Here is a 13757-nt window from a genome sequence, read left to right as displayed (position 1 = left end):
GGAGGCGAGCGTGCCAGCGTTACTCCCCGATGTCGACCGAGATGGACTCCTCGAATACTCGGTCGTCTTTACCGACCGATCGCTCAACCACATGTCGCAGCGCTTTCAGGGCGTCATGCGCGATATTTCCGCTTCGCTCAAGAAGGTCTACAACGCCAGGTCTGTCGTAGTCGTACCGGGCAGCGGAACCTTCGGCATGGAAGCCGTTGCCCGGCAGTTCGCGACGAACAAGAAGTGTCTTGTCATCCGCAACGGCTGGTTCAGTTTCCGCTGGTCGCAGATTTTCGACATGGGCGGCATTCCTTCCGAATCGACCGTGCTGAAGGCGCGTCCCGTCGCCGAAGGCAGGCAGGCCGCATTTGCCCCGCCTCCGGTGGAAGAAGTCGTCGCGGCGATCAGGGAGCAGAAGCCGGACCTCGTGTTCGCGCCGCACGTCGAGACCGCAGCCGGGATACTGTTGCCCGATTCGTACTTGCGCGCGGTGGCCGATGCGGTTCATGACGTCGGCGGAATGTTCGTGCTGGATTGCATCGCTTCGGGCACGATCTGGGTCGACATGGAAGCGAGCGGCGTCGATGTGCTCCTCAGCGCGCCGCAAAAGGGATGGAGCGCATCGCCGTGCTGCGGCCTCGTCATGCTCAGTCCTCTCGCCCGCGAAAGAATCGACGCGACGACGAGTTCCAGTTTCGCCTGCGACCTTCGCAAATGGCTGCAAATCATGGAGGCCTATGAGAACAACGGCTTCGCCTATCACGCGACGATGCCCACGGACAGCCTCGCGATACTTCGCGACGTGATGAAGGAAACCGAGTCATACGGCTTCGAGAAAGTGAAGGCGGAACAGTTCGAACTCGGCAAGCGCATTCGCTCGCTTCTCGCCGACAAGGGCTTCAAAAGCGTAGCCGCCGACGGTTTCGAAGCGCCGGGCGTCGTGGTCTGCTACACGGACGACGATGACATCCGCTCCGGCAAGAAATTCGCCGATGCGGGCGTGCAGATCGCCGCCGGCGTTGCGCTTCAATGCGACGAGCCGGGAGACTTCAAGACGTTTCGCATCGGCTTGTTCGGTCTGGACAAGCTGCATGACATCGACGGCACGGCGGCGAGATTCGCGAAAGCGCTGGACAGCATGTCGTAGAGGCATCGCGCAGTCGTGCATCGGGGACGACGCCCTTCTTCGCAGTCTTTGAAGGGCATCGCCGCCAGAGCGTCGATTGGCCGTCACGACGAAGCTGCTTGCGCCCCGGCCTCGGACATGAGAAAGGCGAACGCGGACAAGGCTAGATACGCCACGACGAGACCGGAACGGTCCCCGCCGTTGCCGATGCATAGCGGCATCAGTCCCTGAGCGGGATCGAAGCGCCCGAGCCGCGTATCAGAACGAAACCGGCTTCATCCGGCAAGCTGGCACGAGCGCACAAGCGACCGAGGCGCCGAGGCACCGAGCCGCGATCGACTAGCTGATCTCTTCGGTGCGACGCAGCGTCGCGAACCGCTCGGCTGGCATCGGCCGCTGATACAGATAGCCCTGCGCGAACGGCACTTGCGCTTCGAGCAACGCGGCGTGCTGCGATTCCGTCTCGACGCCTTCCGCGATCACCTTCAACCCGTAGTGCCTCGCGACGGAAACAATGCCCCGGACAAGCTCGGTGCCACCGTTGTCGACCTGACCCACGAACTGCCGGTCGATCTTCACGTAGTCGAACTGGAAGCGGCCGAGCAGATCGAGATTGCTGTGCTGAGTGCCGAAATCATCGATCGCAAAGCGGACGCCCCTCGCCTTGAGCGCGCTGAAGATGGCCGACGTGTGCGCGCTCTCGCCAAGCAAAAACCGCTCGGTCAGTTCGAGAACGAGCGTGACGCCGGCCGGCAACTGCGCTGTGAGCGCTTCGACCTGCGCGACGAAACCCTTGCGTTGAAGATCGCGAGGCGCAACGTTGACTGCGATGCGCAGCGGAATCGCGGCTGGCCGCAGGCCCATCTCCGCAACTGCCGTCCTCATCACGAATTGCGTGACGGGTCCGAGCATGTCGCTCGATTCGACTTCGCCCATGAACGAGGCGGGATTTATCGCGCCCCACTTCGGATGTTCCCACCTCAGCAACGCCTCGACGCCGACCGGTGCGCGAGTGGCGGTGTCGACGATCGGCTGGTAGACCACATGAAACTCGTTGCGCCGAAGCGCCTGACGCACCGCGTTCAGCAGCAGTCGCCGAGGGGCGAACATGAGCAGGTAGCCCGCTGCAATGAGGCCGTCGAGCAGCAGGCCGACTGCGAGGCCCGCGATTCTGTACTTCCAGTGCATGCCCGATACGAAACCCTCGGAGGACGACACCAGAATGGAGAACGGCCATTTACGCGATGCCACGCGCGTCGTGTATGCCGTGAGCGGCGCTGACGCCGTCCTGAAGCTCCCACGGGCATTGATACGCCCGCTATCCGCCACCGATATCGACGCGATCTGCGCGCCATATCGGACACCGTGCGCGAGGGCATCGGCGAGATAATCGCCTTCGACAATCGACAGCACGCCCGTACCGGCGGCCGTCCGGTTGAAGATGACGAGCACCGGCACGCCGGGCTGATAACGCGTCTGAGCAAGCAGGCCGATGCTGTCGCCACTGCCCGCCGAGAGCGGATAGTCCGACAAGGGCGCGTCGATGGCGCCGAGCGCCGAGGAGCAGTAAAGGCGGTCGCCGGCTACGAGCGCGACCGCGCGGACATAGCGCAGATACGTTTCGAGATCGGCCAGCGTCGCCCCGACCCGGCTGCACGGCTGACCGGCGAGCGCCGCAAGTTCGTTTCGATGTCGCGAACTCACGCTGTCCAGAATCCGGTCGACGGACTGAACGAGATCGTCACCGATCAGTTGCTCATGGTCGGCGACGCGTACCTTCGCCTCGTGCTCGCTGAACAGCATCGCGCCGAGCATGACCGCGCCGCCGCAAACGACGCACAGAAGCAACGACAGCCGCGCTGACCTTCGATGAAGTCGATCAGGCATGGCCGTCACCCGTCGCCTTCGCACGGAGCGCAGCGGGCGGCGCGTTTCGGTGTCGTTTGAATCCGCCAGCAGCGCCTCGAGACGTGTTCGCCCATGATCTTCTGGTTCTTCTTTGCCGACGCTCGAGGCCAGGCTCACAAGTCAATTGGCATGGGCCCAGTTGTTCTCGACGACGTCGCCAAGCAGGTCGTGTAACGTCAGAAGCCGTTGCCGGTCGCGGATCGTGATGTCGGCGCCGCCCAGCAGACGCTCGACTTCCGATCTCCAGTATTCGCGGCGGATCAGTCGCGGACGGTTCACAAGTGTGAGCACCGCCTTTTCGATTGTCCCAATGTCGCCCTTCGCGTCATCCAACGACTTTCTGTTCATTCCTGTGACCCCCGAGTTTTCCATCCAGCCGACGTTTGCGGTCGATGGGTTGTGATAGTGCTCGCCGCGACGACGCGTCGGCTTCCGAATCACGCAAACGTTTGGCCTTGAATAAGACGTTTGAGCTGACGTTTGACGCTGAGTTCTGTGCTCAGGCTTCGTTCGGAATTTATTACGCGCGCTTTGGCAGCGAACTAGTGCATATCGGCAGGTATGGCTTTTACTGAAATAGCGTTAACCCTGATGAGCGCGCTTTGATCTTGAGGAGAAAAGATGCGTCCATAGGAGACCCCTACGCACCGGGTAAACGCCGATGGCATGCCGTACTATGGAATACCAAAATACGACACATCATCAACGTACCCGAGGATGCTCCCGTGACCCTTATCCGAAAGTCAGTCCTGCATGTCGAAACCGTTTTTGTCGATGGCGACAAAGACGCGAGCAAGCCGCTCAAGATGATCGGCGCGGCGGCCGTCATCAAGAATCCGTGGGCCGGCCGGGGCTACGTCGAAGACCTGTCGCCCGAGATTCGCGAACTGGGTCCGCAGTTGAGCGCGCACCTGACGAAGCTGATCCTCGACGAGGCCGGTTCGGGCGAAGCGGTCGAAGCCTTCGGCAAGAGCGCGATCGTCGGCGTGAACGGCGAACTGGAGCACGCCTCCGCGCTGATCCACACCCTGCACTTCGGCAACATCTATCGCAGCGCGGTCGGCGCGAAGTCGTACCTCGCGTTCAACAACACGCGCGGCCCGGCGAATGCACCGCTTCTAATCCCGATGATGGACAAGAACGACGAGGGCCGCCGCTCGCACTACCTCACGCTGCAATTCGCCATTCCCGACGCGCCCGCAGCCGACGAACTGGTCATCGCGATCGGCGGCGCAACCGGTGGCCGCCCGCATCACCGCATCGGCGATCGTTACAAGGATCTCGCAGAGCTCGGACATGACGCAAAGAACCCTGCAGCTGTCAAATAACCGCGCCGTTCACTATCTCGAGCGGGGGATCGGTGAACCGCTGGTCTTCATCCACGGCGTCGGCATGCAGGCGAACGCGTGGTATCCGCAGATCGAGAACCTCTCGGCCGATTTCCGCGTGATTGCCGTCGATATGCCCGGCCACGGCAAAAGCGCATCGCTCGATGCAGGCGCCGGCTTGCCGCAGTTCGTGGAATGGGCCGCCGAATTCATCGAAGCGCTGGACGCCGGACCGGTCAATCTGGCCGGTCACTCGATGGGTTCGCTGATCGCGGCGGGCGTCGCGGTCACGCGTCCCGATCTGGTCCGGCGCGTCGCGGTGCTCAACGGCGTCTATCGGCGCACGCCTGAAGCGCGGCAGGCGGTGCTGCAGCGCGCGGCCGAACTGCGCGCCGGAACCATCGACGTGGAAACGCCGTTGCGCCGCTGGTTCAACGCCGAGGAAGCGCAGCAAATCGCCGCAGTGCGCGTCGAGTCGTGGCTGCGGTCCGTCGATCTGGATGGCTACGCGACCGCGTACACGGCCTTCGCCAAGGGCGACGAGACCTACGCTGACGGCTGGCACGACATCGCGTGTCCGGCGCTCGTGCTGACCGGCTCCGACGATCCGAACTCGACGCCCGCCATGGCGCGGCAGATGGCCGAGGCGGCGAAGCACGGCAAGGCGGTCGTCATCGAAGACGAACGCCATATGGTGAACCTGACCGCGCCCGATCGGGTCAATCGGGCCCTGCGCGCGTGGCTGCAATTCGAGCCGCATGAAGCAATCATCAAGTCGGAGGTTTGACGTGAGCCAGGAGACCGTTCCCGCAGTTCCCCTCAACACCCGCGAGTTGCGCGACGCGTTCGGCGCCTTCATGACCGGCGTGACGATCGTGACGACCGCGACCAGCGACGGCAAGCCGCTCGGCTTTACCGCCAACTCGTTCTCGTCCGTGTCGCTCGATCCGGCGCTCCTGCTCGTGAGCATCGCGAAGACGTCCGGCAACTTCACGACGTTCTCGACGACCGGGCACTTCGCGATCAACGTCCTCGCGGAAGGACAGAAGGACTTGTCGAACACGTTCGCGCGTCCGAGCGACGACCGCTTCGCCCACGTCGACTGGCAGATGAGCGCGCACGACAACCCGCTGCTTTCCGGCGTGAGCGCGTGGTTCGACTGCACGACGCACGAGATCGTCGATGCGGGCGATCACGCGCTCATCATCGGCAAGATCGAAGCGTTCCATTCGGCGGGCTATGCGGGCCTCGGCTACTACCGCGGCGGCTATTTCACGCCGGCCAAGGTGTCGGCGGAAGTGATCGCCGGGCCGAAGGTGATCGTGAGCGCGATCATCGCGCGGGACGACAAGGTGCTGCTCGCGAAGACGCCGGATGACAAATGGGGACTGCCCTCGCGCGAGATCGGTCAGGAAGGCGCCGACAAGGCGCTCGCCGCACTCTTTCGCCGATACCAGCCGGACGCATCGGCGAGCTTCATCTACTCGGCGTACAACAACACCGAAACCCAGCACCAGTACATCACTTTTCTCTGCAGCGCGCCGGATGAATCCGCCGCCGCGGGCGAGTTCGTCGATCTCGACGATATCGATTCGCTCGCATTCGAGGACAGTGCACTCGCCAGCATGCTCGAGCGCTACCGCAAGGAAAGCCAGTTGAAGAGCTTCGGCCTATATCTGGGCGACCATAGCAGCGGCACCGTCCGCCCGCTTCATTCCTGAAAGGTCACATCATGCGTTTTTCGCTTTTCGTTCACATGGAGCGCGTCTCCGACAAGACCAGCCAGAAGCAGCTCTACGACGAGATGGTCGAGCTGTGCCAGATCGCCGATCGCGGCGGCATGCATGCCATCTGGACCGGCGAGCATCACGCGATGGACTTCACGATCGCGCCGAACCCGTTCATCAATCTCGTCGATCTCGCGAACAAGACGAAGAACGTGAGGCTCGGCACCGGCACGGTCATTGCACCGTTCTGGCATCCGATCAAGCTCGCGGGCGAAGCGGCGATGACCGACATCATCACGGACGGACGGCTGGAACTCGGCATCGCGCGCGGCGCGTACTCGTTCGAATACGAACGTCTGCTGCCCGGCCTCGATGCATGGAACGCCGGTCAGCGCATGCGCGAACTCATTCCTGCGGTCAAGAAGCTCTGGGAAGGCGATTACGCGCACGAGGGCGAATACTGGCAGTTCCCGTCGACGACGTCTTCGCCGCTGCCGCTGCAACAGCCGCATCCGCCGATCTGGGTCGCCGCGCGCGATCCGAACAGCCACGAATTCGCGGTGGCCAACGGCTGCAACGTGCAAGTTACGCCGCTGCATTTTGGCGATGAAGAAGTCGAAAAGCTCGTCGGCCATTTCAACGCCGCATGCCGCAAGTTCGACAACGTGCCGCGTCCGCAGATCATGCTGCTTCGCCATACGTATGTGGCGAGCAACGAAGAAGATGCGCAAGTCGCCGCCGACGAAGTGAACGTGTTCTACAACTACTTCGGCGCGTGGTTCAAAAACGAGCGTCCTGTGAGCCAGGGCATGATCAAGCCGCTGACGCAGGAAGAGATCGCGGCGCACCCGTTCTATACGCCCGAGGCGATGCGCAAGAACAACGTCATCGGCACGCCGGAAGAAGTCATTGCGCGCCTGAAGAATTACGAAGCACTCGGCTTCGATGAATACTCGTTCTGGATCGACACCGGCATGAGCTTCGAGCGCAAGAAGGCTTCTCTCGAACGCATGATCCACGACGTGATGCCCGCCTTCGCGTGAGGTTCTCTCCATGAACGATCAATTTCAGCTTTATATCGACGGACAGTTCGAAACTGGCGCGGCCACCTTCGGCAGCGTGAATCCGGCGACGGGCAAGGTGTGGGCGCAGATGCCCGAAGCACGCACCGAGCAGGTCAATCGCGCAGTCGATGCAGCCGAGCGCGCGTTGAGCGATCCCGCGTGGGCGGGCCTGACCGCATCGAAGCGCGGCAAGCTGCTCTACAAACTTGCCGAACTCGTCGAGAAAGCCGCGCCGCGTCTCGCCGGGATCGAAACGAGCGACACAGGCAAGATCATCCGCGAGACGTCGAGCCAGATTGCGTATGTGGCCGAATACTATCGGTACTACGCGGGCATCGCCGACAAGCTGGAAGGCAGTCACATTCCCGTCGACAAGCCGGACATGCAGGTCTGGCTGGAGCGCGAACCCATTGGCGTAGTCGCGGCCATCGTTCCGTGGAACAGCCAGCTTTTTCTGTCCGCGGTGAAGGTCGGTCCGGCGCTCGCCGCCGGTTGCACGGTGGTGCTGAAGGCATCGGAAGACGGCCCCGGCCCGCTGCTCGAATTCGCGAAGCTCGTTCACGAAGCCGGTTTTCCGCCGGGCGTGGTCAACGTCATCACCGGCTTCGGACCGGAATGCGGCGCGGTGCTGAGCGGCCATCCGAAAGTGTCGAAGATCGCGTTCACCGGTGGCCCCGAAACCGCGCGGCATATCGTGTCGAACTCGGCGAACAATCTCGCCAAGGTCTCGCTCGAACTGGGCGGCAAGTCGCCGTTCATCGTGTTTGCGGATACCGACATCGAAAGCGCGGTGAACGCGCAAGTCGCGGCCATCTTCGCGGCCAGCGGGCAAAGCTGCGTGGCCGGTTCGCGGCTGCTGATAGAGCAATCCGTGAAGGACCGTTTCCTTGCGATGCTGGTGGAGCGCGTCGAGCGCATCCAGATAGGCGCACCGAACGAAATCGCGACGGAATTCGGGCCGCTGTGCACCGAGCGCCAACTACGCAACATCGAGTCCATCGTCGAGAAGTCGCTTCAGCAAGGCGCGAAGGCGCTCACGGGTGCGAAGACGCTGGAGCGCGACGGCTTCTATTACGCGCCGACGATTCTCGACTGCACGGGCGTCGATCGTCCCGACTGCATCACGAAGGAACTGTTCGGGCCGGTGCTGTCGGTCGATACGTTCACGTCGGAAGAGGAAGCCATCGCGAAGGCGAACAGCACGGTTTTCGGTCTCGCCGCGGGCATCTTCACGACCAATCTGACGCGCGCACACCGCGTCTCGAAGCGCATCAAATCCGGCATCGTCTGGATCAACACGTATCGCGTGGTTTCGCCGCTCGCACCGTTCGGCGGCTTCGGCCTGTCGGGACACGGACGCGAAGGCGGAATGAGCGCGGCACTCGAATACACGACAACCAGAACAGTGTGGCTGCGCACTTCGGACGATCCGATCAGCGATCCGTTCGTGATGCGTTGACCGCAGCGTATTCGAAGGCCATTCGGCTTCTCGCCGATCCGGCTGCGCCTCGTCAGTGACATGGCGTAGCCGGCCCCATAAGCTGGAGATGGAGACACCATGAAGGATGCAGCAAACGACAACAGCGTTCTGGCGATCGAGAGCAATTCGATCGAGTACGTCGGAGCCGAACATCGGCATGGCAAGCCGAGTGATCTATTTACCCTCTGGTTCTGCACGAACGTCGCACCGCTGGCGGTGATTTCCGGCGCGACGTCGGTGCTGGTTTTCAAGCTCGACTTCGTGAGCGCGATTCTCGCGATCCTGGCCGGGCAGTTCTTCGGCGCGCTCTTTCATGCGCTGACGTCCGCGCAAGGGCCGCTCGTCGGCGTGCCGCAGATGATCCAGAGCCGTGCCCAGTTCGGTCGATACGGCTCGTTGCTCGTCGTCGGATTCACGACCGTCATTTACCTCGGCTTCTTCGTATCGAACATCATTCTTGCGGGCAAGACGCTTCATACGGCAGCGCCCGCGATACCCGCTTCGGTCGGGACCATTCTGGGCGCGATCCTCGCCACGCTCATCGGCGTGATCGGCTATAACTTCATTCACCGCTTCAACAAGGTGGGCGCGTGGTTCATGGGCATCGCGCTCATGATCGGCATTGCACTGATGCTGCCGGGGCTCGACGCGCAGATGCTTCAGCGCGGACACTTCGAGTTGTCGAACTGGTTCGCGATGTTCGGCCTGTGCGCGGTCTGGCAGATCAGCTTCGCACCCTATACGTCCGATTATTCGCGCTATCTGCCGAAATCGACCGGCTTCGCGAGGACGTTCGCCTTCACGTACTTCGGCACGTCGCTCGGCACCATTTTCGCGTTTATCTTCGGCGTGCTGGCCGTCAGCACGAGTCAAGGCACCGATGCGATGGACGCGGTTCAGACCCAGACAGGCATGTTCGGCTACGTGCTGATTTTTCTCTTTCTCGTGAACATCATCGGCCACAACGGGATGAACCTCTACGGCGCGGTGCTCTCGTTCATTACGGCCGCGCAGACATTCCGTCCGAAGTGGGTGCCGGGCCGGGGCGTGCGGATCGGCGTATCGGCGGTGCTGTTACTGGCATCGACGATGACCGCGCTGTGGGCGTCGAGCAACTTCCTTTCGATCTTCCTCACCGCCGTCTTCGCGATGCGTATCGTGCTCGCGCCGTGGATCGCGATCAATCTCGTCGACTTCTATCTGATCAATGACCGGCACTATCAGGTGTCGGAGATAATCGGCAGCACGCGAGGCGCGTATGGCCGGTTCAACGCGAAGGCGATTTTCATCTATGTCGTCGGCATCGTCGTTCAGGTGCCGTTCATGGAAGAGAGTTTCTTTCACGGGCCACTCGCGCATATCGCGGGCGGCGCCGATGTGTCGTGGATGATCGGCCTCGTCACCACGGCGCTCGTCTACTACGTGTTCGCAACAAAGCGCGATCTTCGTTCGCATCACAGTGCGCCTGCAGGCGCTCAAGTCACGAAATAAGCGGCAAGCTGATCGTCTCTATGCGGTAGCCGTGCATCGCACGGCTACCGCGTTTTCGTTTTATCAACTCCATTGAACGATGACTTCGCCTTCCCTTCTGCTCATACAAACCGGCACCCCGCCTGCAGACATCCGGTCATCGCACGGCGATTTTCCTCTTTGGTTCAGGCGCGTGCTGGGTAGTGAATCGGAAACGATGCGGGTCGTTCGCGTCTTCGAGGGCGAGGCATTGCCACGGCCTCAGTCGAATCAGATTGCTGTGATCACCGGCTCATGGTCGATGGTCACGGACAGACTTGCGTGGAGCGAAGCGACGGCTCAATGGATTCGTGAGGCGATGACAGTCGGCGTGTCGATGTTCGGCGTATGTTATGGCCACCAACTCATGGCTCATGCGCTCGGGGGACGTGTCGACTACCATCCGCGAGGACGAGAGGTCGGATGCCAGCGGATACGTCTCTCATCCGAAGCCGCGAATGACGCGCTACTCGCCGGCAGCCCGCAGACGTTCGAAGCCCACCTGATGCACGAGCAATCGATCGTGAAACTGCCGCCTCACGCGCAAGTGCTCGCGTCGTCGGCCCACGATGCGTATCAGATCGTGCGTTACGGGCCGAACGCCGTATCGACGCAGTTCCATCCAGAGTTCACGCCGGGCATCACCGAGGCATGCATCCGCCGGCGCGCCGACGCGTTATCGGAAGAAGGGTTGAACGTCGATGAATTGATCGGCAATTTGCGGGACACGCAGGAAGCGCGCGACTTGCTCACGCGCTTCGTCGAGTCCGCCGCTTTGCGCGGCTCGTAAAGGCTTACGTCACTGCGGCTCGCTGGCGCTCTTCGGCACCAGCGCGAGCACACACGCAGCCAGAACACCCGCAATCGCGAAGACATAGAAGTTCCATGTCAACGGCGCATCGAACTGCACCATCAATCCGCCGATCAGCGGACCGGCGATCGCGCCGAAGCGCCCCACGCCGAGCGCCCAGCCGATTCCGGTCGCCCGGCTCGCCGGCGGATAGTAGCGCGTGATATACGCGCCGAGTAGCATCGTGTTGCCTATCGTGCCGACGCCCGCGATACCGACCAGTACGTAGATTCCGGCGAGTTCGTGCGTAAACGGCAATGCGCAGAGGCTTGCCGCCGCCAGCACGTACAGCGTGCCGACGACCGGCTTCGAGCCGAACCGGTCCGCGATCGCGCCACCGGCGAGCGATCCGAACGCCGCCGTGAGGTTCAGCACGGCGAGCAGCGCCAGGCTCGATCCCAGCGGAAAGCCGGCCTTTCGCATCAATTGCGGCAGCCACGTGCTCAGGCCGTAAAGCAATAGCAGACCCATGAACATGGCGATCCAGAACGCGACTGTCGCGCGAATGGACGACGCATCGAAGAGCGCGCGAACCGGCGCGGCGCGTCCATCGCGCGGCACGTCACGCGCGTCGCATGCGTTCGAAGGCAAGTGAATGCCGAGCCGTCGCGCGACCGAGCGAGCTTCATCGATACGTCCTTTCGCGACGAGAAAATCGATCGATTCCGGCAAGTAGCGCGCGACCAGCGGCATGAGGGCGAGCGGCATCGCGCCGAGCCAGAACATCCCTCGCCATCCATGCGAAGGCAGCCACGCGATCGCGAGCAGCGCAACCGCGATGCCGCCGATCGAATAGCCGGTGTAGATCAGCGCGTAGTTGAACGAACGCCGGTTCTCGGGCGAGTATTCGACGGTCAATGCCGCCGCCGTCGGCACGACGCCGCCAAGCCCGAGCCCGCCGATCACGCGCGCGATGACGAACCATGTCGGCGTTGGGGCGAGCGCGGCGGCGGCCATCATCAGCGAGAAGAGGCTCGCGCTGCCGAGCAGCATCGAACGTCTGCCGACGATGTCGCTCATCGTTCCCGCGCCCATCGCGCCGATCATCATGCCGGCGAGCGAACAACTCGCTATCGCGCCGAGTTGCAGCGGCGAGAGCGACCAGTCGGTGCCGTGCGTGAGCATCGGCAGCACGGCGCCGTAAATGGCCACGTCGTAGCCTTCCGCGAAGATCATCAAAAGGCAAATCGCGACGATGCGCAATGTAACCCGTGACGGTATGCGCGAGCGCGCCATCGACGCACGAGCTTCGGCAGTGTTGAACGACGACGTGTCCATATCGGTCCTCTCTTCTCGATTCAAACAGCCATGCAGAGATACTTGATGACGAGATAGTCGTCGATGCCGTAGTGCGATCCTTCGCGTCCCAGCCCCGACTGCTTCACGCCGCCGAACGGCGCGACTTCGTTCGAGATCGCGCCTGTGTTGATGCCGACCATGCCGTATTCCAGTTGCTCGGCCACGCGCCAGATGCGCCCGATATCGCGGCTATAGAAATACGCGGCGAGACCGAACTCGGTGTCGTTGGCGAGGCGCACGACTTCTTCATCGCTCGAGAAGCGGAACAGCGGCGCGAGCGGGCCGAACGTCTCCTCTTTCGCGACGCACATATCGACGGTCGCGTTCACGAGCACGGTCGGCTCGAAGAAGCCGTGTCCCAGCGCGTGACGCTTGCCGCCCGCGACCACGCCGGCGCCCTTGCCCACCGCATCCGCGATATGCGCTTCGACCTTTCTCACGGCGGCATCGTCGATGAGCGGCCCGAGCGTCACGCCCGCCTCGGTGCCATGCCCGACCTTCAGCTTGCCGACGGCAACGGCCAGCTTGCGCGCGAATGCGTCGTACACGCGTTCGTGCACATAGAAGCGATTCGTGCACACGCACGTCTGCCCGTTGTTGCGATATTTCGATGCGATCGCGCCTTCGACCGCAGCGTCGAGATCGGCGTCGTCGAACACGATGAACGGCGCATTGCCGCCCAACTCCAGCGTGACTTTCTTGACCGTCGGCGCGCTCTGCGCCATGAGCAGGCGGCCCACGCCCGTCGATCCGGTGAACGACAGCTTGCGAACGATCGGGCTGCTGGTGATCGCGCCGCCGATGGCCTTGGGATCGCCCGTCAGGACGTTGAGCACGCCTGCCGGAATGCCGGCGCGCTCGGCGAGCACGGCCATCGCAAGCGCGGAAAACGGCGTGGATTCGGCCGGCTTCACGACGATCGGGCAACCGGCGGCAAGCGCGGGGCCGACCTTGCGCGTGATCATCGCGGCCGGGAAATTCCACGGCGTGATCGCGGCGCACACGCCGATCGGTTCCTTCACCACGACGATGCGCTTGTCGGCGGCGGGCGTGGCGAGCGTATCGCCGGCGACGCGCTTGCCTTCTTCCGCGAACCATTCGATGAATGACGCCGCATACGTAATCTCGCCCTTCGCTTCGGCGATGGGCTTGCCCTGCTCCGCCGTCAGGATCAACGCGAGATCGTCCGCATGTTCGAGCATCAACTCGTACCAGCGGCGCAGCAGGATCGCGCGCTCCTTGGCCGTCTTCGCGCGCCACGCGGGCCACGCTGCGTTGGCGGCGTCGATGGCGCGCAGCGTTTCGGCTTCGCCCATCTTCGGCACGTGGCCGAGCGAGCGGCCCGTCGCCGGGTCGAACACGTCGAAGCTCGCGCCTGAATCAGCCGCACACCACTGCCCGCCGATAAAAGCCTCGTGGCGAAGCAGCGATGCGTCCTTCAGCATGGATTTGAGTTCCACGATCATTCCTTTACT

At 62.8% G+C, this 13757-nt stretch carries 12 protein-coding genes; 8 read left to right on the top strand and 4 right to left on the bottom strand.

What is annotated here, in order from left to right; all coding sequences use genetic code 11:
• Positions 1-10 precede the first annotated feature (10 nt).
• Complete coding sequence (locus LDZ27_RS23220; RefSeq protein WP_244817461.1) at positions 11-1138, top strand: aminotransferase class V-fold PLP-dependent enzyme; 1128 nt, start codon at positions 11-13, stop codon at positions 1136-1138.
• 318 nt (positions 1139-1456) lie between these two features.
• On the opposite strand, the gene LDZ27_RS23215 is transcribed toward LDZ27_RS23220, so the two are convergent.
• A complete protein-coding gene (locus LDZ27_RS23215; protein ID WP_244817460.1) occupies positions 1457-3004 on the bottom strand; it encodes an EAL domain-containing protein in 1548 nt (515 codons plus the stop codon).
• 141 nt (positions 3005-3145) lie between these two features.
• Complete coding sequence (locus LDZ27_RS23210; RefSeq protein ID WP_244817459.1) at positions 3146-3373, bottom strand: hypothetical protein; 228 nt, start codon at positions 3371-3373, stop codon at positions 3146-3148.
• 377 nt (positions 3374-3750) lie between these two features.
• Between LDZ27_RS23210 and LDZ27_RS23205 the strand changes: the two genes are divergently transcribed.
• The 7 genes from LDZ27_RS23205 (at position 3751) to LDZ27_RS23175 (ending at position 10923) form a co-directional block, all read left to right on the top strand.
• Positions 3751-4353 (top strand): amino acid synthesis family protein, encoded by a 603-nt coding sequence (locus LDZ27_RS23205; protein ID WP_244817458.1) that lies wholly within the window; start codon positions 3751-3753, stop codon positions 4351-4353.
• On the top strand, positions 4322-5140 hold the full coding sequence (locus LDZ27_RS23200; RefSeq protein ID WP_244817457.1) for an alpha/beta fold hydrolase: 819 nt from the start codon (positions 4322-4324) through the stop codon (positions 5138-5140). Before LDZ27_RS23205 ends, LDZ27_RS23200 begins: the two co-directional genes overlap by 32 nt.
• Before the next feature lie 70 nt (positions 5141-5210).
• Positions 5211-6074, top strand: coding sequence for a flavin reductase (locus LDZ27_RS23195; RefSeq protein WP_370653484.1), 864 nt, complete (start codon positions 5211-5213; stop codon positions 6072-6074).
• Between the two features lie 11 nt (positions 6075-6085).
• The gene (locus LDZ27_RS23190; protein ID WP_244817455.1) at positions 6086-7123 is read left to right on the top strand and encodes an LLM class flavin-dependent oxidoreductase; all 1038 of its coding nucleotides are present in this window, start codon (positions 6086-6088) and stop codon (positions 7121-7123) included.
• A gap of 10 nt (positions 7124-7133) precedes the next feature.
• Positions 7134-8603 (top strand): aldehyde dehydrogenase, encoded by a 1470-nt coding sequence (locus tag LDZ27_RS23185; RefSeq protein WP_244817454.1) that lies wholly within the window; start codon positions 7134-7136, stop codon positions 8601-8603.
• A 99-nt stretch (positions 8604-8702) separates the two neighbouring features.
• On the top strand, positions 8703-10115 hold the full coding sequence (locus LDZ27_RS23180) for a cytosine permease (protein ID WP_244817453.1): 1413 nt from the start codon (positions 8703-8705) through the stop codon (positions 10113-10115).
• 79 nt (positions 10116-10194) lie between these two features.
• Positions 10195-10923, top strand: coding sequence for a glutamine amidotransferase (locus LDZ27_RS23175; protein ID WP_244817452.1), 729 nt, complete (start codon positions 10195-10197; stop codon positions 10921-10923).
• Between the two features lie 9 nt (positions 10924-10932).
• On the opposite strand, the gene LDZ27_RS23170 is transcribed toward LDZ27_RS23175, so the two are convergent.
• Positions 10933-12261, bottom strand: coding sequence for an aromatic acid/H+ symport family MFS transporter (locus LDZ27_RS23170; RefSeq protein WP_244817451.1), 1329 nt, complete (start codon positions 12259-12261; stop codon positions 10933-10935).
• Positions 12262-12281: 20 nt separating this feature from the next.
• Entirely contained in the window at positions 12282-13748 is a 1467-nt protein-coding gene (locus LDZ27_RS23165) for an NAD-dependent succinate-semialdehyde dehydrogenase (protein WP_244817450.1), read from the bottom strand.
• Between the last annotated feature and the right edge of the window lie 9 nt (positions 13749-13757).

Source organism: Caballeronia sp. Lep1P3, from assembly GCF_022879595.1.
GTDB lineage: Bacteria > Pseudomonadota > Gammaproteobacteria > Burkholderiales > Burkholderiaceae > Caballeronia.
Note: the sequence above shows the minus strand (reverse complement) of the source record. Positions and strands in the feature narration are given on the sequence as shown.